The 21,445-nt window shown below is 71.6% G+C and carries 16 protein-coding genes; 12 read left to right on the top strand and 4 right to left on the bottom strand.

Annotated elements, in window-relative coordinates:
• Nucleotides 1-18: 18 nt before the first annotated feature.
• Entirely contained in the window at nt 19-1,485 is a 1,467-nt protein-coding gene (locus ASF40_RS16950) for an MFS transporter (protein ID WP_056371125.1), read from the bottom strand.
• 87 nt (nt 1,486-1,572) lie between these two features.
• Between ASF40_RS16950 and ASF40_RS16945 the strand changes: the two genes are divergently transcribed.
• The 9 genes from ASF40_RS16945 to ASF40_RS16905 all read left to right on the top strand — a co-directional run bounded on the left by ASF40_RS16945 (nt 1,573) and on the right by ASF40_RS16905 (nt 11,256).
• Nucleotides 1,573-2,247 carry a TetR/AcrR family transcriptional regulator gene (locus ASF40_RS16945; protein ID WP_082497128.1) on the top strand — a complete coding sequence of 225 codons (675 nt, stop codon included), beginning with the start codon at nt 1,573-1,575 and terminating at the stop codon, nt 2,245-2,247.
• 60 nt (nt 2,248-2,307) lie between these two features.
• Nucleotides 2,308-2,592, top strand: coding sequence for a DUF2277 domain-containing protein (locus tag ASF40_RS16940; protein WP_056371121.1), 285 nt, complete (start codon nt 2,308-2,310; stop codon nt 2,590-2,592).
• Between the two features lie 101 nt (nt 2,593-2,693).
• A complete protein-coding gene (locus ASF40_RS16935) occupies nt 2,694-4,382 on the top strand; it encodes an ABC-F family ATP-binding cassette domain-containing protein (RefSeq protein WP_056371120.1) in 1,689 nt (562 codons plus the stop codon).
• 253 nt (nt 4,383-4,635) lie between these two features.
• Nucleotides 4,636-5,754 carry a GuaB3 family IMP dehydrogenase-related protein gene (locus tag ASF40_RS16930; RefSeq protein WP_056371118.1) on the top strand — a complete coding sequence of 373 codons (1,119 nt, stop codon included), beginning with the start codon at nt 4,636-4,638 and terminating at the stop codon, nt 5,752-5,754.
• An 80-nt stretch (nt 5,755-5,834) separates the two neighbouring features.
• Nucleotides 5,835-6,620, top strand: coding sequence for an SURF1 family protein (locus ASF40_RS16925; RefSeq protein WP_082497179.1), 786 nt, complete (start codon nt 5,835-5,837; stop codon nt 6,618-6,620).
• Nucleotides 6,621-6,630: 10 nt separating this feature from the next.
• The gene (locus tag ASF40_RS16920; protein ID WP_056371116.1) at nt 6,631-7,131 is read left to right on the top strand and encodes a DUF3817 domain-containing protein; all 501 of its coding nucleotides are present in this window, start codon (nt 6,631-6,633) and stop codon (nt 7,129-7,131) included.
• Nucleotides 7,128-8,711, top strand: coding sequence for a glutamine-hydrolyzing GMP synthase (guaA, locus tag ASF40_RS16915; RefSeq protein ID WP_056371114.1), 1,584 nt, complete (start codon nt 7,128-7,130; stop codon nt 8,709-8,711). Before ASF40_RS16920 ends, guaA begins: the two co-directional genes overlap by 4 nt.
• A 94-nt stretch (nt 8,712-8,805) precedes the next feature.
• Nucleotides 8,806-10,242 (top strand): glycosyltransferase, encoded by a 1,437-nt coding sequence (locus tag ASF40_RS16910; RefSeq protein WP_056371112.1) that lies wholly within the window; start codon nt 8,806-8,808, stop codon nt 10,240-10,242.
• A gap of 27 nt (nt 10,243-10,269) precedes the next feature.
• Nucleotides 10,270-11,256 (top strand): helix-turn-helix domain-containing protein, encoded by a 987-nt coding sequence (locus ASF40_RS16905; protein WP_056371110.1) that lies wholly within the window; start codon nt 10,270-10,272, stop codon nt 11,254-11,256.
• A gap of 17 nt (nt 11,257-11,273) precedes the next feature.
• Here ASF40_RS16905 and ASF40_RS16900 read toward each other — a convergent pair whose 3' ends face one another.
• The gene (locus ASF40_RS16900; RefSeq protein ID WP_056371108.1) at nt 11,274-14,975 is read right to left on the bottom strand and encodes a S8 family peptidase; all 3,702 of its coding nucleotides are present in this window, start codon (nt 14,973-14,975) and stop codon (nt 11,274-11,276) included.
• A gap of 166 nt (nt 14,976-15,141) precedes the next feature.
• Here ASF40_RS16900 and ASF40_RS16895 point away from each other — a divergent pair, with 166 nt between their 5' ends.
• Both ASF40_RS16895 and ASF40_RS16890 read left to right on the top strand, forming a co-directional pair.
• A complete protein-coding gene (locus tag ASF40_RS16895; RefSeq protein WP_056371106.1) occupies nt 15,142-15,771 on the top strand; it encodes a ClpP family protease in 630 nt (209 codons plus the stop codon).
• Nucleotides 15,768-16,370, top strand: a complete 603-nt coding sequence (locus ASF40_RS16890) for a ClpP family protease (RefSeq protein ID WP_056371105.1) — start codon at nt 15,768-15,770, stop codon at nt 16,368-16,370. Before ASF40_RS16895 ends, ASF40_RS16890 begins: the two co-directional genes overlap by 4 nt.
• Nucleotides 16,371-16,395: 25 nt before the next feature.
• Here ASF40_RS16890 and ligD read toward each other — a convergent pair whose 3' ends face one another.
• Nucleotides 16,396-17,643 carry a non-homologous end-joining DNA ligase gene (gene ligD / locus ASF40_RS16885; protein WP_056371103.1) on the bottom strand — a complete coding sequence of 416 codons (1,248 nt, stop codon included), beginning with the start codon at nt 17,641-17,643 and terminating at the stop codon, nt 16,396-16,398.
• 46 nt (nt 17,644-17,689) lie between these two features.
• On the bottom strand, nt 17,690-18,028 hold the full coding sequence (locus ASF40_RS16880; protein WP_056371101.1) for a helix-turn-helix domain-containing protein: 339 nt from the start codon (nt 18,026-18,028) through the stop codon (nt 17,690-17,692).
• A 264-nt stretch (nt 18,029-18,292) separates the two neighbouring features.
• On the opposite strand from ASF40_RS16880, the gene ASF40_RS16875 reads away from it, so the two are divergent.
• Entirely contained in the window at nt 18,293-21,415 is a 3,123-nt protein-coding gene (locus tag ASF40_RS16875) for a S8 family peptidase (protein ID WP_235560268.1), read from the top strand.
• Nucleotides 21,416-21,445 lie beyond the last annotated feature (30 nt).

The raw sequence follows: 21,445 nt of genomic DNA, 5'->3' as shown, positions 1-21,445 counted from the left end.
TCCGGGCCGAGGCCGGGGTCAGGGCACGGGGACGGCTTCGGGCTGGGCGGCCCGTGTCTCGGCCTCGGACGAAGTCAGGGAGGTGGCATCCGTCCCCTTGCCGGAGGGGAGCCACAGCGCCACGATCGTTGCGGCGAACAGGACGGCCGCACCGGTGAAGACCGCGGGGCGGGCGGCGTCGACGTACATGCCGGGCAGGAGCTCGCCACCGGCGCTCACGAAGATGGCGGTCATCACGGCGGTGCCGAGGGCGACGCCCAGCTCACGGACGGTGGAGTTCACGCCGGATGCCTTGGCGTGGTCGATGAGTCCGAGGGTCGCGAGCAGCGCCGTCGCCGACGGCGCGAACACGAGCGCCATGCCGACGCCGGCCATGATGAACGGCGCGATCAGCGTCGGGTAGTCGAGGTCGGTCGACATGACGGCGGCGATCCACGTGAGCGCGATGCCCTGCAGGGCGAGGCCGAGGACGAGCAGGATGCGCGTCCCGACGCGGGGAGCCAGGATGCCGGCGATCGGGGCGACGATCATGGGCGCGAGCGTCCAGGGGGTGGTCTGCACGGCGGCTTCGAGGGGCGTGGATCCCTGCACGACCTGCAGGTACTGGATCAGGATGAACACCGCGCCGAACGTGCCGAAGCTGAACGCGAATCCGACGATGTTGGTGATCGAGAACGAGCGGTCGCGGAAGAGGCGCAGCGGCAGGAGGGGCGCCTGCGTGCGGGTCTGCCACCAGAGGAACGCGGCGATGAGCAGCGTGCCGAGCACGATCTCGGCGATGACCCCGATCGAGTCCCAGCCGTCGTCGTTGCCGCGCACGATCGCGTGGACGAGGGCGAGCACACCGGCCGCGGCGAGCAGTGCACCCGGAACGTCGATGCGGGCGCGCGCGCCGAAGTCGTTGTTCAGCACGACGAGCGCGAGGGGGATGGCGATGATCGCGACGGGCACGTTGATCCAGAAGATCGCCTGCCAGTTCCAGCCCTCCATGATCGCTCCGCCGACGAGCGGGCCGACCGCGACGCCGAGCCCCGAGACGCCGCCCCAGATGCCGATCGCGAGGGCGCGCCTGGCCGGTGGCACCGCCCCGCTCAGCAGTGCGAGGGAGAGGGGCATCACACCCGCGGCGCCCAGACCCTGCACGGCGCGCGCGGCGATGAGCTGACCGGGGTCGGTGCTGAGCGCGGCGAGCACCGAGCCCACGCCGAACACGGCGATGCCGATCGCGAAGAGCGTGCGGCGGCCGAACCGGTCGCCGAGCGCCGAGGCGATGAGGATCGCGCCGGCGAACGCCAGCGTGTACGCGTTGACGAACCACTGCAGCTCTTCGACGCTCGCGCCCATCTCGCGGTGCAGCACCGGGAGCGCGTTCGTCATGACGAGGTTGTCGAGCGTGGCCATGAACATCGGGAGGGATGCCGCGGCCACCACGAGCGCGAACGGCCGCGCGCGACGGGGGGCCCTGGTGAGGGGTGATTCGGTCATGGGAGGCTCCGGTTGTAATCGAATGATTACCACAATGTAGTAATCGACTGATTACAAAGTCAAGTCATTCGCTGATAACCTTTCGGCATGACATCTCCGGCAGTGGCAGGCAGCGGCGCCTCCGTGGACGAGGCGCCGGCCGACCCGGGCAAGCGCCTGTCGTCCCAGGAGCGGCGCCGTCAGATCCTGGCGGCCGCGCTCGCCGTGTTCGGCGCCCGCGGCTACGAGGGCGCGACGACCGATGAGGTGGCCCGCGCCGCCGGCGTCAGCCAGCCGTACGTCGTGCGGCTCTTCGGCTCGAAGGAGAACCTCTTCCTCGCGGCGATCGAAGACGCCCTGACGCGCATGCTCGCCGGCTTCCGGGCGGCGCTCGCCGACGACTCCCCGCACGACCCCGACATCACACCGGAGAAGGCGGCGGCCAAGCGCATCGGGCAGGCCTACGTCGACCTCATCGCGGTGCGCGGCCTCCACCAGACGCTCGCGCACGCCTACCTGCTCGGGAGTCATCCCGTGATCGGCGCGGCCGCGCGCCAGGGCTTCGCGAAGGTCTGGCGGTTCTTCCGCGACGAGATGGGGCTCGACGCCGACGAGTCGCGCACGTTCATGGCCGAGGGCATGCTCATCTCGACGATGATCGGCCTGCGCATCGTCGACGACTACGGCTCCGATCCGCAGATCACCGAGCTCTTCCGCTCCTGCTTCCCGACCGAGCTGCCCCACGTGCTCGAGGTCCTCCCGCGCGGCACCGACCGCTGGTAGGTCGCCGGGACGGATACTGCCCCCTGCCCCGCGTCGGGGGCGCGGCGTAGGGTCGGGGGCATGTGCCGGAACATCCACACACTCCACAACTTCGAGCCCGCAGCCTCGTCCGCCGAGGTCCACGCCGCTGCGCTCCAGTACGTGCGCAAGATCGCGGGCACGACCAAGCCCTCGAAGGCGAATCAGGAGGCCTTCGACCACGCCGTGCACGAGATCGCGCACATCACGCAGCACCTGCTCGACGACCTCGTCGCGGTGACGCCGCCCAAGAACCGCGAGATCGAGGCCGCCAAGGCGCGCGAGCGCGCGATCCGCTCGGGCAGGTACGCCGCGCCGGCCGCCTGAGCTCCGTCCTCCGGTCGTTGAGCGGAGCGGAGCGGGGTGGGGTAGTCTGGTCGGCTCCCTGAACGGCGACGGATGCCGCACCGGAGCAGACAGGGAACACCGTGGGGTACATCGACATCGCCGCCGTCTCGTATGCGCTGCCGGACGGCCGGCCGCTGCTCGACGAGGTCTCGTTCCGCGTGGGCGAGGGGTCGACGACGGCGCTCATCGGCCAGAACGGCGCGGGCAAGACAACGCTGCTGCGGATCATCCGCGGGGAGACCCCGGCGCTCTCCGGTGTCGTGTCCATCGACGGCGGCCTCGGCGTCATGGACCAGTTCGTCGGCCACGGCGAGGTCGGGCAGACCGTCCACGACCTCCTCATCGCCGTCGCGCCTGACCGCGTGCGTCGCGCCGCGCGCGAGCTCGAGGACGCCGAGGCGGCGATCATCGAGCTCGACGACCTCGAGACGCAGATGCGCTACGCCGGAGCGCTTGCCGACTACGCCGAAGCCGGTGGCTACGAGTACGAGACCGTCTGGGACACGTGCACGACGACGGCCCTCGGCATCCCGTTCTCGCGTGCACGGTTCCGCGAGCTCACCACGCTGTCGGGCGGCGAGCAGAAGCGGCTCGCGCTCGAGGCGCTGCTGCGCGGCCCCGACCATGTGCTGCTGCTCGACGAGCCCGACAACTACCTCGACGTTCCCGGCAAGCGGTGGCTCGAGGAGCGCCTGCGCGAGACGCAGAAGACGGTGCTGCTGGTGTCGCACGACCGCGAGCTGCTGGCCCGTGCGGCCGACCGCATCGTGACCCTCGAGGCGGGCGGTGCGGGGAGCACCGCGTGGGTGCACGGCGGCGGCTTCGGCACCTATCACCGGGCACGGGAGGACCGGATGCTGCGCCTCGACGAGCTGCGCCGCCGCTGGGACGAGCAGCACGTCAAGCTCAAGGAGCTCGTGGCGACCCTCAAGGTCAAGGCCACGGCCAACGACACCTTCACCTCTCGGTACCGCGCCGCTCAGACGCGGCTGCGCAAGTTCGAGGAGGCGGGTCCACCGCAGGAGCGCCCGAGGGAGCAGGACCTCGATGTGCGCCTGCGCGGCGCGCGCACCGGCCGGCGGGCGGTCGTCGCCGAGCAGCTCGAGCTCACGGGGCTCATGAAGCCGTTCGACCTCGAGGTGTGGTTCGGCGACCGGGTCGCGGTGCTCGGATCGAACGGCTCGGGCAAGTCGCACTTCCTTCGGCTGCTCGCCCGCGGCGGCACCGACCCCGATGGGAGGCTCGGGCACCTGACCACGACCGGCGCGGGGCTCGACCCCGTGGCGCACACCGGTCGCGGGATCCTCGGCGCGCGCGTCGTGCCGGGATGGTTCGCGCAGACCCACCGCCACCCGGAGTTCGACGGCAAGACGCTGCTCGACATCCTCCATCGCGGCGAGGACGCCCGAGCCGGTCTGCCCCGCGAAGCCGCGAGCAGCGCGCTCGACCGGTACGGACTCGTCGCCCAGGCCGAGCAGACGTTCGACAGCCTGTCGGGTGGGCAGCAGGCGCGGTTCCAGATCCTGTTGCTCGAACTGTCCGGCGCGACGCTGTTGCTCCTCGACGAGCCGACCGACAACCTCGACCTCGTCTCGGCCGAGGCTCTGCAGGACGCGCTCGCCCGGTTCGAGGGCACCGTGCTCGCGGTCACGCACGACCGCTGGCTCGCGAAGTCCTTCGATCGTTTCCTGGTCTTCGGCTCCGACGGCCGCGTGTTCGAGTCGAACGAGCCGGTCTGGGACGAGGCACGGGTGGCCCGCACCCGCTGAGGCTGACGGGATCGCCGCCGCGACGGTGCGTGATGCCCCGCTGCCGTTCGCACAGGACTCGCGAAGCTGCGCTCGGCGACTCCTGGGGATAAGGACACCGGTCGGCGTCCTTGTCCCCAGGAGCGCCGGCGCGGAGGAAGCTCATCGGGCTGGTGACGGGCGGGGGACGGATGTCGCGTGAAGTCCGGGGCGGTCGGCCGGCCGGGCGGAATCCGGCGCCGCGAGGCCCGCCGGGTAGGCTGGTCGGGTGAGCATGGACATCGAACTCGGCCGGGCCAAGAGGGCGCGTCGCGCCTACACGTTCGACGACATCGCGGTGGTGCCGTCGCGGCGCACGCGCAACCCCGAGGACGTCTCGACCACGTGGACGATCGACGCCTTCAGCTTCGACATCCCGGTGCTGGGCGCCCCGATGGACTCGGTCGTGAGCCCGCGCACGGCGATCATGCTGGGCCAGCTCGGCGGCCTGGGCGTCCTCGACCTCGAGGGCCTGTGGACCCGCTACGACGACCCCGAGCCGCTGCTCGCCGAGATCGCCGGCCTCGAGAAGGCCGCCGCGACCCGCCGCATGCAGGAGCTCTACGCCGAGCCGATCAAGCCCGAGCTGGTGCGCGATCGCCTCGCCGAGATCCGCGCCGGCGGCGTGACGGTCGCGGGGTCCCTGACCCCGCAGCGCACCCAGGAGCTCTACGAGACGGTCGTCGCCGCCGGCGTCGACCTCTTCGTGATCCGCGGCACCACGGTTTCGGCCGAGCACGTCTCGAGCGTCGACCAGCCGCTGAACCTCAAGAAGTTCATCTACGACCTCGACGTCCCCGTCATCGTCGGTGGCGCCTCGACGTACACCGCCGCCCTGCACCTCATGCGGACGGGAGCCGCCGGCGTGCTCGTCGGCTTCGGCGGGGGAGCCGCGTCCACCACGCGTGCGACCCTGGGCCTGCACGCCCCGATGGCGACCGCAGTCGCCGACGTCGCCGGCGCGCGCCGCGACTACCTGGACGAGTCGGGCGGCCGCTACGTGCACGTCATCGCGGACGGCGGCGTGGGCACGTCGGGCGACATCGTCAAGGCGATCGCGATGGGCGCCGACGCCGTCATGCTCGGCGTGGCGCTCGCGCGCGCGACGGATGCCCCGGGCCGGGGCTTCCACTGGGGACCCGAGGCGCACCACGCCAAGCTGCCGCGCGGTCGCCGCGTGAAGGTCGACCAGGTGGCCTCGCTCGAGGAGATCCTCTACGGCCCCGCCCCGGTCGCCGACGGCACCGCGAACCTCATCGGTGCCCTGCGCAAGTCGATGGCCACGACCGGATACTCCGACCTCAAGGAGTTCCAGCGCGTCGAGGTCGTCGTCGCGCCGTACGCCGCGGGATGACGGGTGCCATGACCGACCCCGACCCGACGGGAGCGGCTGACCTCGCGCCCGAGGCCTTCCCGCCGACCCTGCGCGAGGTGATGCTGCGCCCGCGATGGATCGGGATGCTGCTGCTGTGCCTCGTCGTCGCGGGCGTGTTCGCGTGGCTCGGGCAATGGCAGCTGGGCCGTGCTGTGCAGACGAATCCGGTCCCGCCGGGTGCGACCGAAGAGGTGCAGCCTCTGGCCGACGTCGCCCTGCCCGGCGAGTATCTCCCGGAGCCGCTGGTCGGCCAGCGCGTCGAGACGCGCGGCACATGGGTCCCCGAGGACTTCATCGTCGTCCAGTCGCGCTACAACGACGGCGTCGAGGGCTACTGGGTGACCGGGCAGCTGCGCATCGACCCCGACGTGAGCGCGACGGTCGGCCCGGCCTCGGTCGCCGTGGCGCTCGGGTGGGCCGCCACCGAGGAGGACGCGCGCGCGGCCGTCGACGAGCTCGAGGGCGCAGCATCCGTCTCCGAGACCGCCGAGGTGACGGGGCGCCTGATCTCGGACGAAGGGCCGGTGCTCCCGCCTCGCGGCGAGGACCCGCAGACGCTGACCCGCATGTCGCCGGCCGCGCTGCTCGGGCAGTGGCACGAGATCGACGCCCTCTTCGTGTACCGCCCGTACATCGCCTCCGTCGACGCGGTCGCCGGGCTCGATGCGATCTCGTCGCCGGCCCCCGCCGGCGGGTCGGGCATCAACTGGCTTAACATCTTCTACGCCGTCGAATGGGCCGTGTTCGCCGGCTTCGCCTTCTACCTCTGGTACCGCCTCGCGAAGGACGCGTGGGAGAAGGAGGTCGAGGACTTCGAGGACGAGGCCGCAGAACCCCGCGGGTAGACTGGGGTTCATGCCCCGCGCCCCGAAGCTCGCTTCCTTTCCGGCGATCCGCGGAGCCCTGAAGTTCTACCAGGTGTGCTCGATCATCACGGGCACGATGCTGCTGCTGCTCGTCGCCGAGATGATCATCAAGTACGTCGTCGGCTACGAGCTGTTCCTCGGTGGTTCCGGCGGGTTCCTGTGGTTCGCCCCTGTCGTCGAGACGGCCTCGGGCCTCGAGTCGACCGGTGACGGGTTCAACCTGTCGCTCGGCATCCTCGTCGCCCACGGCTGGTTCTACGTCGTCTACCTGATCTCGTGCTTCCGCGTGTGGAGCCTCATGCGCTGGAACCTCCTGCGCCTGGGCATGCTCGCCGCCGGCGGCATCGTGCCCCTCCTGTCGTTCTTCATGGAGGCGCGCGTCGGCCGCGACGTCAAGACCTACCTGGCCGAGCGCGAGGCGGCGGAGCTGCACTCGCAGGCCGCGCACTCGACCCTCACCCACGCGATCCCGACGGAGAACAAGCGTTGACACAGCAGACCGAGACCTCTCAGCGTCCCGTCCTCGTCGTCGACTTCGGCGCCCAGTATGCGCAGCTGATCGCGCGCCGCGTCCGCGAGGCCGGCGTGTACAGCGAGATTGTGCCGCACACCGCGTCCGCCGCCGACATCGCGGCGAAGAACCCGGTCGGCATCATCCTCTCGGGCGGTCCGTCGTCGGTCTACGAAGAGGGTGCGCCGGCACTCGACGCCGGCGTGTTCGACCTCGGCGTGCCGACGCTCGGCATCTGCTACGGCTTCCAGGTCATGGCGCAGGCGCTCGGCGGCGAGGTGGCCAACACCGGGCTCCGTGAGTACGGAGCGACGGATGCCGCGGTCACGGGCGACGGCGGCGTGCTGCTGGGTGGTCAGCCGGCCGAGCAGAACGTCTGGATGAGCCACGGCGACCAGGTCTCGCGCGCCCCCGAGGGCTTCGATGTCCTCGCGTCGACCGGAGCCACACCGGTCGCCGCCTTCGGCAGCGACGAGCGCCGCTTCTACGGCGTGCAGTGGCACCCCGAGGTCAAGCACTCCGACCACGGCCAGAAGGTCATCGAGAACTTCCTGCACAAGGCGGCGGGTCTTCCCGCCGACTGGAACAGCGGCAACGTCATCGCCGAGCAGGTCGCGAAGATCCAGGCGCAGGTCGGCTCCGGCCGCGTGATCTGCGGGCTGTCGGGCGGCGTCGACTCCGCCGTGGCCGCCGCCCTCGTGCACAAGGCCGTCGGCGACCAGCTCGTCTGCATCTTCGTCGACCACGGACTCCTCCGCAAGGACGAGCGCGAGCAGGTCGAGCAGGACTACGTCGCCTCGACCGGTGTGCGCCTCGTGACCGTCGACGCCCGCGAGCAGTTCCTGAACGCGCTCGCCGGGGTCAGCGATCCCGAGCAGAAGCGCAAGATCATCGGACGCGAGTTCATCCGCACCTTCGAGCAGGCAGAGGCCGCGCTCGTCGCGGAGGCCGAGGCCGACGGCGAGCCCATCCGCTTCCTCGTGCAGGGCACGCTCTACCCCGACGTCGTCGAGTCGGGCGGCGGCACCGGCACCGCGAACATCAAGTCGCACCACAACGTGGGCGGCCTTCCCGAAGACCTGCAGTTCGAGCTCGTGGAGCCGCTGCGCACACTGTTCAAGGACGAGGTGCGCGCGATCGGCCGTGAGCTCGGACTTCCGGAGGTCATCGTCGGCCGCCAGCCGTTTCCGGGCCCCGGCCTCGGCATCCGGATCGTGGGTGAGGTCACCGCTGACCGTCTCGAGATTCTGCGCGATGCCGACGCCATCGCGCGTGAAGAGCTGACGAAGGCCGGCCTCGACGGCGAGATCTGGCAGTGCCCGGTCGTGCTGCTGGCCGACGTGCGCTCGGTGGGCGTGCAGGGCGACGGCCGCACCTACGGCCACCCGATCGTCCTGCGTCCCGTCTCGAGCGAAGACGCGATGACCGCCGACTGGACGCGCCTGCCCTACGACGTGCTCTCGAAGATCTCGAACCGCATCACCAACGAGGTGCGCGACGTCAACCGCGTCGTCCTCGACGTCACCTCGAAGCCCCCGGGGACCATCGAGTGGGAGTGAGTTTGTGACGGGTGCCTCGGCGATGCCGGGGCATCCGTCGTCTTCCGGCGCCTCGGCGGGCCGGGGCAGTGCACGGATGGGTGAGGATGGACGGGTGACGACGGACCCCGCACCTTCGCTGCCCGACGCCGACTACGTGCTGCTGGGCAGCCGCGTGGCTCTCGGACTCGACGGCGGGTTCGCGGTGGCGGTGCCGACCCGCCTGCGCCTGCTCGCCTCGGCGGGGGCTGTCGACCCGCTGCAGCTGAGCGTCGACGGGGCCCCGGTCGACGTGCACGAGGCGCAGCGCCGGGCGTTCGTCGAGGCGGGCCTCCTCGACAGCGTCGACCGCGCCCGCAACCTCTTCGACGACCTCAGGAGCGACCCCGCGTGGGTCTTCGCGGCCGGCGAGCCGTTGACGGCCGAGCCGGCGGAGAGGTCGTGGGCGGGCGTCGAGCACCGCGAGATCGTGGATGCCGCGGGCCGTCGGGCCGTGTCGCTGCCGGTTCTGCGCGACGACCCCGAATGGCACCTGTCCGACGCGCCGATCATCGTGCACGCTCCGGACGGGGATCGCGTGCTCCGCGGCTTCCGCGGCCTGTACGCGGCCTGGCTCACTCGCATCGCCGACGAGCGGCGCGCCGAGGCGGGTGACCCCGGCCGGCTGCTCGTCGTGATCTTCGAGTCGCGGCAGATCGGCGAGACGCTCGTCGACTGGGACGACCCGCGGGTGCGCCTCGTGCACACGGTGCACAACTCGCACCTGCCCGAGCCCTACGACGATCCCGACGCACCCGTCGCCGGGATGTGGCAGCGCTGGCTGTCGACCGTGGACCGCTACGACGCCGTGCTGTTCCCTACCGCCGCGCAGCGCGACGAGGTGGCGGCCCGGTTCGGCGATCCCGGCACCTTCCACGTCGTGCCCAACACGATCGAGCTCGGCGCCGAGCCGCCCGGCGTGGAGTCACGCGACCCGCATCGCGTCGTCATGCTCAACCGCCTCGCGCCGCAGAAGCGCGTCGACCTCGCCATCCGCGCCTGGCAGCGAGTGGCGCAGGCGGTCCCGCAGGCGCGGCTGGACATCTACGGCGACGGACCGCTGCGAGAGGAATTGCAGGGGCTGATCGACGGGCTCGGGCTCGCGGCATCCGTCACGCTCCACGGTGCGACGGCCGGCCGCGATGCGATCTTCGACCGCTCGGCCGTGTTCCTGACGTCGACCGCCTTCGAGGGGCAGGGGCTCTCCATCGCGGAGGCGCTCGCGCGCGGGCTGCCGGTGGTCTCGACCGACGCCCGATATGGGCCCCGTGAGGCGGCCGACGGCGCCGGGGTGCTCGTGCCGCCCGGCGACGCCGACGCGCTCGCCGAGGCCGTGATCAGCCTGCTGCGCGACCACGATCGCCGCGCCCATCTGTCGCTCCGAGCCCGCGCGGCCGCCGCCCGTTTCACGCCCGACGTCGTGCGGCCCGCACTCGTCGCCGCGCTGCGCGCCGCTGTCGAGCGGCCGTCGCACCGCGTGGCGGGGGAGCGGCCGGAGCGTCCGCTGTCCTGAGAGAGATCCGCGAACCCGGAGGAGCCGATGCAGGACCCGTTGCTGGAGCCCGTCGAGGAGAACGCGTACCGGATGCTCGTCGGGCTCGCCGGTGCGCGGGTCGAGCAGCTGGCCGAGGTCGCGGGGCTCGCCCCGGGGGTCGCCGGCGACGTGCTGCTGCGGCTGGAGGCCAAGGGGCTCGTCGTGCGGCAGGGCAAGGACCCCGTCTTCCGCCCGCAGCCGCCCGACGTCGCGCTGGGCACTGCGCTGCTGCGGCGCCAGGAGTCGCTGGAGGGGGACCGCCAGCTCGTCGCGGCGCTCAATGAGGAGTTCCGCGCCGTTGCCCGGCGTCGTGACGCCGACCACGTGGTCGAGGTCGTGATCGGCGCCGGCGCGCTGCGCGAGCGGCTGCGCGACTTGCAGCAGGGCGCCCGCGAGGAGATCCTCTGGTTCTGCCGCGCCAACCCGCTCGCGATGCAGGGCACCGACAACACCGAGGAGCGCGACGCGCTCGCCCGCGGCGTCCGCTACCGCGCGATCTACGAGCGTGCCCTGCTGGAAGGACCGGGCGAGCTCGACAGCGTGCGCGAAGGCATCTCGTGGGGTGAGGAGGCCCGCGTCGCCCCGGCGCTGCCAGTGCGGCTCGCGATCGTCGACCGGCGCATCGCCATCTGCCCGCTGACCCACGACCGGGAGCGGGAGCTCGGGCAGCCCAGCGCCGCGATCATCGGCGGCGGCCAGCTTCTCGACGCGCTCATCGACCTGTTCGAGGGGCACTGGGAGCGGGCGAGTCCACTGCCGGTGTCGGGGCTGCTCGACGAGCCGGACGCGGATGTGCCGCGAGACGGCATCGGCGACGCCGAGCGCCTGCTGCTGTCGCTCGTGGTCGCCGGCCTCCCCGACAAGTCGATCGCGAGCCAGCTGGGCGTCAGCCGGCGCACCGTCCAGCGGCGGCTCGACCGGCTGATGTCCCTCGCCGGCGTCGACACCCGCACCGCGCTCGCCTATCAGGCGGCGCGGCGCGGGTGGCTCTGACCGTCTTCGACCTCGGCTCAGCGGCGGGCGTAGGCGCGCACCACCTCCTGTGTCACCGACGCCGAGCCGTCCGTGGCGGTCACCCGCAGCGTGACGGGCGCCGTGCCGGCCGGTACCTGCGCCGAGAACCCGTGCTTGTCCTTCTTCACCGGAAGGCTCTTCCACGTTGCGCCGTCGTCGAACGACACCTCCGCCGTCAGCGTCGCGCCCGAGCGCACCTTCCCGCCCTGGTCGGTGACCTGCAGGCCGAGCCGGTGCGGTCGCTTGGTGGCGTGCCCGTCGTCGTCGGTCGGCGCGTCGTAGGCGATCTGCAACAGCGGCAGCTCGGCCGTCGTGCCCGCCGCGGGACGGGCGGATGGGAACGTCCACGCGGTCGACGAGCGGATGGCCCGCTGCCACTCGGCGTCGTCACGCGAGACATCGAGCTCGAGACGGTACGTGCCCTCGCCGGCGGGGACGTCGACGCCCTGCCGCGCGTTCGGGAGCTCGGCCAGCAGCTCGCCGTCGCGGTAGACCCGCGCGGCCGACGTGACATCGCCGACCGTCGCGTGGCCCTCGGCGTCGAGGAGATCGGCGACCCGCAGGGTCAGGCGGTCACCCGTCCGTGTTGAGGGCGCGCCCGCGACCGCACCCGGCCGCACCACCGGATCGAACCAGCGCTCGGCCGACTGCCCGACGTCGTAGCTGCGCACCGGGCCGGTCATGCCGCCCGAGACGCGGCCGAACCAGTTCTGCCACGTGTGCAGCACGCGGTGTTGCCACAGCGAGTCGCCGGCCGAGACCCACTCCTCGCGCACCTCGCCGGTGGCCACGGTGCGCTGCGCGTCGTTCCAGGCGTACTCCATCCAGGGACGCCAGCCGAAGCGCTGCTCGCGTGCGAAGGGCAGCCCGCCGCTCTCGACGTAGGTCGTGGTCACGCGGTGGCTGTTCTCTGCCGTCACCGTGTGCTCGACCACATCGGGGATCTCACCGGGGGACACGTGGATCACGTCGTACAGGTAGGGGCTGATGCGGCTCGCCTCCAGCGTGATCCGCTGCTTGCCCGGCCCCTGCGCGTGGCGGATGAGCGCGGCGCCGTCCTCGGCGGTGGTGACGACCACGGGAATCGGGGTCGCATCCATGCCCGGATCGAACACCGTGAAGATGCTGTTCGTCGGGGGCCGCACGAGGATCACGGCCTTCGCGCCGGCGTCGGCAGCCGCCTGGATCTGGCCGTCTTCGAGGCCCTGGTCCGGGGCATCCACCACCGCCACCTTGCCACGCACGCCGGCGAGGTCCGCGCCCGGGGCGACGAGCTCGGCGCGCAGCGGCTTGGACAGCACCGCGGAGTTGCCGAGCAGAGCCGTCTCCGGCTGCAGCCCGGTGCCCGGCACCGTCACGATCGCTGACGGCCGCACCAGCTGCCAGCGCGAGGTGAACTCGAACTCCCCCTCGCGCACCGGGTCCGTGGGCGTCACCCACGGCATCGTCCGCGAGAACGACATGACCCCGTGCTGGATGTCTCGGCCGTTGGGGAAGGTGCGGTGCGTGTACCAGCTGATCACGGACTGCTGCTCTGCCGGTTCGGGCGTCGTGACGGTGATGGGCACGGCGCGGCGGGCGTCGAGCACGATCTCCACGTCGGAGGTAACGTCGATGTCGGGCAGGATGATCGTGCCGGTGCGCTCGGCCTGAGCGTTGGAGTAGTCCTCGATGATCGCCTGCGCGATGTACGTGCCCTCCTCCACCTCCACGGTGCCGTCCTCGCCGATCTCGAGGTACCCGAGGATCTCGGTCCCGGGCTGGTCGCCGATGAGTGACAGCGACGGCACGAACGTGGCGCCGCCGTCGAAGCCGACGGCACGGATCGTCACGGTGTGACTGGGGCCGCGCCGCACGGCGCCGATGGCGGTGTGCACCAGGATGCCGTCGGCCCCGGTGGCGGTGAGCGCGCCGCTCCACCGGCCACGACCGACAGAGGCAGGGTCGAGCGTCACGACGACATCGGCGGTGCCCTGCGCGGGGACGGTCACCTGCTCGGGGGCCGAGAACGCGGCCGTGACGGCGCCGTTGTCGTCGAGGTTCTCCGCCTCGACCGCGAGGTCGAGCGTGACCGCCTCCGCGCCCTCGTTGTGGAAGCTCACGGTGCGCTCCTGCGCCTCGCTCTCGTCGTCGGTCACGAGCGCGAAGTCGGCGATGCCGGTGGCGGTGACCGGCTGGCCGACGGCGCGGGCGACGTCAACGCGGCCGCCGCCCTGCGCGTACACGCCGAGCTCGGGATTCGGGCTCGCGGTGCTGATCAGCGCGTCCTTGAGGCGCTGACCCGACCAGTCCGGGTTCTGCTGCGCGAGGAGCGCGGCAGCACCGGCGACGTGCGGCGTCGCCATCGAGGTGCCGTTGGCCGCGGTGTACAGCGCGTCGACCGGCGAGCCCATCGACGTGCCGGCCGCGCGCGCGGCGACGATCCCAACGCCGGGCGCGCTGATCTCGGGCTTGAGGGCGCTGTCGATCGTGCGCGGTCCCCGGCTGGAGAACTCCGCCAGTGCGTCTTCGCGGTCGACCGCCGCGACCGACAGCGCGGAGTTCGCCGTGCTGGGGGTCGAGACCGCGCCGTCCAGGCCGTCGTTGCCGGCCGCGACCACGAAGAGTGCGTCGGTCTGGGCCGAGAGCGCGTCCAGCGCCAGGCTCAGCGGGTCGGTGCCGTCGGTGGGGCCGCCGCCGAGGCTCATGTTGACGATGTCGGCGTTCTCGGCCGCCCACTCCATTCCCGCGATGATCCACGAGTCGTACCCCGACCCGCTGTCGTCGAGCACCTTGCCGATGATGAGGTCGGCCTCGGGGGCGACGCCAGGCCGCGTGCCGCCGGCACCTGCACCCGTGCCCGCGATCGTGGCCGCCACATGGGTGCCGTGGCCGACGCGGTCCGCGGTGCCCGACTCGCTGCCGGTGAAGTCGACGATCTCATCGAGCTGTCCGGTGAGGTCGGGGTGCTCGGCGTCCACGCCGGTGTCGAGCACCGCTACCGTGACACCGGTGCCGCGGTAGCCGGCATCCCACGCCGCAGGCGCGCCGATCTGCGGCACGCTGCGGTCCAGCGAAGCGCTCGCGCGCCCGTCGAGCCAGACCCGCTGGATGCCCCCGGCCATGCGCTGCTCGGCGCTGTGGCCGGGCATCTCGGCGACGGCGGCGCCCGGTGTGAGGGCATCCCAGACCGCGCCGAGCTCGTCGGCGTCGGCGGACAGCGCCGCTCCGTCGATGCTGGGCAGTGTGCGGACCTGTTCTGCGCCGGCGACCTCCATCGATGCGGCGCGCGTGCCGGGAGACCACGAGACGATGAGCGGCAGCGCGTCGAGGTCGGCGTAGCCGTCCTCGAGGAGGCTGCTCACCTCGAACAGGCGCTCGTCGACGAGACCGGAAGCGACGAAGGGAACCGCGTCACTGGGCAGCACCTTCAGCACGCCGTCGACCTGGAGGGTCTGGAAGGTGACCCGCTCGCGACCGGGACCGGGTGTCACCGTGGCGGCGTACCGGCCGCCGCCGGCATCGGTGACCTCGACGCGGTCGCCGGTGAGGAGCGTGACGGCGCGTGTGTCGCCGACCGGCGCGGTCGGCAGCGGGTTCGGGTTCGGGGAGGAGGGCTCCGCGCCGGAGGCGGCGGGAGCGACGAGGCCGGCGACGAGCGCGGTCGCCGACGCGATGGCCAGGACGGCCGGGACCAGAGCGCGATGTGGGGGACGCATGTGTCCGAGTCTGATGCGCAGACGCCGCGTGCGACCCCGCGCGGCCTGCCCAGAGTGCGACATGGCGCAACCGCGCCACGGCCTGCGCCGGCCCGCTCCGCCGTGGGCAGAGCCGCCGGGAGCGGAAACGGATGCTGCGCCCTCGGCGGGCGCGAAGGCTGGGGGCATGGCTGAAGACATCCGGGTTCCCCACTTCGGGACCGAGGCGCGACGCGAGCTGTTCCACCAGCGCGTGCTCGTGCTCGACGGCCCGCTCGACGACGACAACGGCACCCTGATCGCGACGCAGCTGCTGGCGCTCGCGGCTGAGGACGAGGCATCCGATATCGCCCTCTGGATCCACTCACCCGGCGGATCGGTGCCCTCGATGCTCGCGATCCGCGACGTCATGAACCTCATCCCCAACGACGTCGCGACCCTCGCGCTCGGCCTCGCGTGCAGTGCGGGGCAGTTCCTGCTGTCGGCGGGAGCGCGGGGCAAGCGCCGCGCGCTGCCGCACGCGCGCATCCTCATGCACCAGGGCTCGGCGGGTATCGGCGGGTCGGCCGTCGAGGTCGAGGTGCAGGCCGACGACCTGCGCCACATGCGCGACACCGTGCTCGGCCTCATCGCGGCAGACACCGGACAGAGCGTCGAGCGCATCTTCGAGGACTCGCTGCACGACCGCTGGTACACCGCCGCCGAGGCGCGGGACTACGGCTTCATCGACGGGATCGTCGATTCGTTCGCACAGGTGATGCCCCGGCGGCGACGGCCCGCAGGACTCGGACTCGGGCCAGCGGAGGTGGCGGCGTGAGCTCGTACACGATCCCCAACGTGGTTGCGCAGCATCCGCGCGGCGATCGCATCATGGACGTGTACTCGCACCTGCTCGCCGAGCGCGTCGTGTACCTCGGCACCGGCATCGACGCGGGCGTGGCGAACGCGCTCATCGCGCAGCTGCTGCACCTCGACGCCGACAGTCCTGACCGCGACATCCAGCTCTACATCAACTGCGAGGGCGGCGATCCCTCGGCGATGCTCGCGGTGTACGACACGATGCAGCACGTCCGACCCGACGTCGCAACGACCGTCGTGGGACAGGCGATCGGCGTCGGCGCCGTGATGCTCGCCGCCGGCGCGGCGGGGAAGCGCTCGGTGCTGCCGCACGCGCGCATCGTGCTGCATCAGCCGGCGGGCCAGGGGAGGGGCGCGATCCCCGACCTGATCCTGCAGGCCGACGAGCTCGTGCGCGTCCGCGGCGAGGTGGAGGAGATCCTCGCGAGGCATACGGGGCAGGATGCTGCGAAGCTGCGTGCCGACACCGACCGCGACCGCGTCTTCACCGCCGCCGACGCGGTCGTCTACGGCCTCGCCGACGCCGTCCTTGCACGGGCAGCGGCCCCCGTTCGCTGAGCGGAGGTCGCTCTGGCGCCCGGGATCAGCGGTCGAGGAGCGGGCCGGGCCAGGTCTTGCCCTCCCACGGGTCGTAGTCGGCGAGAAGCTCCTCCTGGGGCGGCCGGTCAGCCTCGGGCACGTGCTGGAGATTGACGCGAACGCGATACCAGAGCGAGCTCGAGCCGCGCATGCCGTCGATGAGCACGTCGGCGGGATGCAGCTGCTCCACCACGGCCGGGTGCGTGCTCTTCCACGCGTCGAGGGCCTGGACCGCCTCGGGCTTGGTCTTGGTCCGCGCGATCTCGATGAGCGGCATCGTCGACTGCCGCCGGCCCGAGCCGTCGCCGCCGCGCGGCGGCTTCTCGGCTGGTCCGAGTTCCTCGGCGAGCCGCAGCAGCCCATCGAGGGTGCCGACCGCGTCGTCGATGCCGACGTGGGGGTCGCCGATCTCGGCGTAGCGGCCGGGCACGGTGAGCACCGTGAACTCGGCCGGACGCCGTTCGCGCACCTCATCCCAGTCGAGCGGGGTGGAGACGCGTGCGTCGGGCAGCGGGCGGATCGAGTACGCGGATGCCACGGTGCGGTCTTTCGCGTTCTGGTTGAAGTCGACGAACACGCTCTCGCCGCGCTCCTCCTTCCACCATCGGGCGGTCGCGAGTCCGGGTGCGCGGTTCTCGACCTCGCGGGCGAGGGTCTCGGCGGCCAGGCGCACCTGCTTGTAGTCCCAGTGCGCAGCGATGCGGACGAGGATGTGCATGCCGCGCGAGCCGCTGGTCTTCGGCCAGCCGACGAGTCCGACGTCATCCAGCACCTCGCGGGCGACGAAGGCGACGTCGACGATCTGCGACCAGTCGACACCCGGCATCGGGTCGAGGTCGATGCGCAGCTCGTCGGGGTGGTCGAGGTCTTCGGCGCGGACGGGATGTGGGTTCAGGTCGAGACACCCGAGGTTGACGACCCACGCGAGGCCCGCAGCATCCCGGATCACCGCCTCTTCGGCAGACGTCCCGCGCGCGTACTGCAGAGTCGCCGTGTCGATGAACTCGGGGTGGTTCTCGGGGACGCGCTTCTGGAAGAACGGCTCCTGGTCGATGCCCCGCGGGAACCGCTTGAGCACCATGGGGCGGCCGCCCGCGCCGCGGAGCGCGCCGTCGGCGACCGCGAGGTAGTAGCGGACGACGTCGAGCTTGGTGATCCCCGGCTCGGGGAACACGATCTTCGTCGGGCTCGAGATGCGCACCTCGTGCCCGTCGATCTCGAGGATCTCGGCTTCCGACTTCGCGGGCGTCACTCGGCCAGGCTAGCGACGGCCCAGGACATCGACCAGAGGAGAGAAGTCACGCGGCGAGGGAGTAGGTGGCGCGGCATCCGACCGCCGCCCGCTCGGTCGCGCGCGAGCGGAGGTCGTCGACGACGCCCGCGGTCAGCTCGATCAGCGTCACCTCGAGGGCACCGGCGACGGCGGCGATCATCTCGCTCGACGGCTCCTTGAGGCCTCGCTCCATCTCGGACAGGTACTGCGGTGAGACCCCGGCGCGGTCAGCCGTGTCGGCGAGGCGCTCGCCGCGTTCATGGCGCAGAGTCCGCAAGCGCTCGCCCAGCGCGTCGCGCCAGAGCGGCTCGGGCTCGCGGGACGGACGCGGTGCCTTCGTCGGCAGCGGGATGATCTCGGCCATGCGCTCACGATAGAGCGCGAGCGCACCTGAAGCCGAGACGGTTCCGCTCTGAGCAGAATGCGATCGCCCCTCGACGGAGTGCTGTGCACGTTGTGCGCGTCGGGTGGCCGGATGTGCGTGATGCACGAAACGCCGATGGCTGAGGGCGGTGAATTGGGCGCTTTGCTCAACCTGGGAGAGCTCTGTTGATCTTTGAGGAGTTCGCGCATAGCGTGCCGCCGTACCCCTCGCTGTTCCCACACACACGAGAAGGCAGGCTCCCCCTTGTTGCGACGTTCTCTGGCGGTGGTCGGCGCGCTTGCGCTGGCGATCGCAACCCCCACTGCGGCGATGGCCGCCGCGCCCGACGACGACCCGTCGTCGCGCTTCGAGAAATCAGACACGAAAGGTCCGGTCGGCACGACCGCGCGTCCCCTGAGCGTCGGCGCCGATGGACGGGTCACCGTCATCGTCGAGATGGCCGGCGATCCGGTCGCCGTCGCCCAGGCGAAGAAGGGCAGCGATCTCAGTGCCGCCGAGCGCAAGGCCATCAAGGGCTCTCTGAAGAAGAACCAGGACGCCATCGTCGGCACGATCAAGGCGAAGGACGGCCGGATCGAGGCGACGATGCAGTCGGCCTACAACGGCATCCAGATGAACATCCCCGCCGACCAGGTCGACGCCGTGGCGGCTCTGCCCAACGTGGTCGCGGTCCACGCGGTGAAGACGTACACGCTCGACAACGCCGTGTCGGTGCCCTTCCTCGGGGTTCCGCAGGTGTGGGAGAACACCGGATTCACGGGCGAGAACATCAAGGTGGCGGTGATCGACACCGGCATCGACTACACGCACGCGAACTTCGGCGGCGTCGGCACGCCCGAGGCGTACACCGCCGCGAACGCGGCAGAGGCGCAGCCGGCCGACCCGGCGCAATTCGGCCCGGACGCGCCACGCGTGAAGGGCGGCTGGGACTTCGTCGGCGACGCGTACAACGCCGACCCCGCGTCGGAGGATTACGACCCTGTCCCGAAGCCCGACGCCAACCCGCTCGACTGCAACGGCCACGGCAGCCACGTCGCCGGCACCACCGCAGGCAGCGGCGTCACCGCCGCCGGAGACACCTATGAGGGGCCGTACGACGAGTCGACGGCGTCGGCCGAGTGGACGATCGGCCCGGGCGTCGCGCCGCAGGCCGACCTCTACGCGCTCCGCGTGTTCGGCTGCGGCGGCTCGACCGACGTGGTCGTGCCGGCCATCGACTGGGCCGTCGACAACGGCATGGACGTCATCAACATGTCGCTGGGCTCGCCCTTCGGCCGCGGTGACGACCCCGACGAGGTCGCCGCGGCGAACGCGATCGGCGCCGGTGTCGTCGTCGTGAAGTCCGCGGGCAACGAGGGCCCGAGCCCCTACCTCGCCGGCAACGGCGACGGCGTGGTCTCGGTCTCGGCCGTCGACAGCACGGCGACCTTCCCGGGTGCGCTGATCACCGTCGACGGCGTCCAGGTGCCGGCCATCAACGCGAACGGCGCGGTCCTGACCGGGCTTCCCGCGATGACGGTCAAGCGACTCGTCGACAACCCCGCCACGGCGAACGAGAACGAGGCGCTCGGCTGCTCGGTCGCGGCGTACAACTTCAACGGGGTCACGGTCGGCGGCAACCAGCTCGCGGTGTCCACCCGCGGTGTCTGCGCCCGCGTCGCGAAGGCGATCTTCGCGCAGCAGGCCGGCGCAGCGGCTGCCGTCATGGTCAACACCTCGAACGACTACCCGCCGTTCGAGGGCGAGATCACCGAGAACCCCGACAACGGCGACGACTACACGGTCACCATCCCGTTCCTCGGCGTCCGCTCGTCCGACGGCGCGACCTTCGTCACGAACAAGCCGGCGACCGTCGCGCCCGCCCCCCTCGACAACCCCGGATTCCGCGGCTACGCGTCGTTCAGCTCGAGCGGACCCCGCAGCGGTGACAGCGCCCTGGGCGTGGATGTCGCGGCACCGGGTGTCTCGATCGTCTCGACCGGCGTCGGCACCGGCAACGGCCCGGCGACCATCTCGGGAACGTCGATGGCCGCGCCGCACGTGGCAGGCGTCGCGGCGCTCGCCGTCGAGGCGCACCCGGCCTGGACGGCAGCGGAGGTCGCGTCGGTGCTCGTGTCGACCGCCGACCCCGACAAGGTCGTGGGCCAGAACCTGGTCCGCGGCGGCGTCGGGCTGGTCGATGCCGCGCAGGCGGTGTCGCAGCAGGTCACCGCGACGGGCGACTCGTTCCGGACGGACGACGGCAAGCTGCGCGAGACCGCGCTCAGCTTCGGCTTCCAGGAGACCGCCAAGACCTTCCAGGGCAAGAAGACGGTGACGCTGACGAACTACGGCAGCGAGCCGGTGACGTACAGCGTCAGCACGGAGGCATCCGCCCAGTCGGAGGCCGCGACGGTCACGGCGAGCCCGGCTCAGGTCACGGTGAAGCCCGGTCGCTCCGAGAAGGTCACCGTCGATCTCACCGCTCCGGCAACGGCGGTGGGCAGTTCCGGTGCGGGCGGGTTCGCCTTCTCCGAGTTCTCAGGCGACGTCGTGCTGACGTCGGCGAGCGACACGCTGCGGGTCCCGTACCTGCTGGTGCCGCGCGCCACGACTGATGTGTCGGCGTCGGGCGATCTCAAGGTGACGAAGAAGAACACTCCGGTCGACGGCGACGTCTCGCTCACCCTGAAGAACAACCGGGGCGCCTTCGCGGGCGACGCGGACTTCTACACGTGGGGCCTCGAAGACAAGAAGGACGCGCCCAAGTCGTTCACCGACACGGGCTACGACCTCAGGGCCGCCGGCGTGCAGTCGTTCCCCTGGGACGACAGCGGCGACCAGCTGCTCGTCTTCGCCGTGAACACGCACAACCGCTGGTCCAACGCGGCGGCGAACGAGTTCGACGTCGTCATCGACACGAACGGCGACGGCGAGCCCGACTGGATCGTGTTCTCGGCCGACGGCGGCCTCGTGACCGCGGGAGACGCCAACGGCATCTCGCAGGTGTTCGAGTACGAGATCGCGACGGGTGAGGTGTTCGCGGCCGGGTTCAACGCCGCGGCCCCCACCGACAGCAGCACGATCCTGCTGCCGGTGCTCGCGAGCGACCTCGGCATCACGTCGGGAGCGTTCAGCTACACCGTGGAGAGCTTCTCGTCGGTCAATGACGGCTCGGACGCGATCGACGGCATGGCGACCTACGACCCGTGGGCGCCCGCGTTGACGAACGGGCAGTTCGAGTCGGTCGCCATCGGCGGCACGGTCGACGTGCCGGTCACCGTGAACGGCGCCGCCTTCGGTGCGCAGAAGCCGCTCGGTGTCATGGTCGTCGTGATGGACAATGCGGCGGGACCGGGCGAAGCGCTCCTGGTGAAGGCCAAGTAAGCCGCACGACACGAGGTGGCGTCCCGTCGC

Origin of the sequence: Microbacterium sp. Leaf288 (assembly GCF_001422925.1) — a bacterium.
Classification (GTDB): Bacteria; Actinomycetota; Actinomycetes; order Actinomycetales; family Microbacteriaceae; genus Microbacterium.
The sequence above is the reverse complement of the archived record's forward strand: the minus strand, read 5'-3'. Positions and strand labels throughout refer to the sequence as shown.

Coding starts and splice junctions, on each gene's coding strand:
- ASF40_RS16930 (WP_056371118.1), top strand. CDS start 4,636: ATGGACATCGAACTCGGCCGGGCCAAGAGGGCGCGTCGCGCCTACACG.
- ASF40_RS16900 (WP_056371108.1), bottom strand. CDS start 14,975: ATGCGTCCCCCACATCGCGCTCTGGTCCCGGCCGTCCTGGCCATCGCG.
- ASF40_RS16940 (WP_056371121.1), top strand. CDS start 2,308: ATGTGCCGGAACATCCACACACTCCACAACTTCGAGCCCGCAGCCTCG.
- ASF40_RS16945 (WP_082497128.1), top strand. CDS start 1,573: ATGACATCTCCGGCAGTGGCAGGCAGCGGCGCCTCCGTGGACGAGGCG.
- ASF40_RS16920 (WP_056371116.1), top strand. CDS start 6,631: ATGCCCCGCGCCCCGAAGCTCGCTTCCTTTCCGGCGATCCGCGGAGCC.
- ASF40_RS16895 (WP_056371106.1), top strand. CDS start 15,142: ATGGCTGAAGACATCCGGGTTCCCCACTTCGGGACCGAGGCGCGACGC.
- ASF40_RS16950 (WP_056371125.1), bottom strand. CDS start 1,485: ATGACCGAATCACCCCTCACCAGGGCCCCCCGTCGCGCGCGGCCGTTC.
- ASF40_RS16880 (WP_056371101.1), bottom strand. CDS start 18,028: ATGGCCGAGATCATCCCGCTGCCGACGAAGGCACCGCGTCCGTCCCGC.
- ASF40_RS16905 (WP_056371110.1), top strand. CDS start 10,270: ATGCAGGACCCGTTGCTGGAGCCCGTCGAGGAGAACGCGTACCGGATG.
- ASF40_RS16925 (WP_082497179.1), top strand. CDS start 5,835: ATGCTGCGCCCGCGATGGATCGGGATGCTGCTGCTGTGCCTCGTCGTC.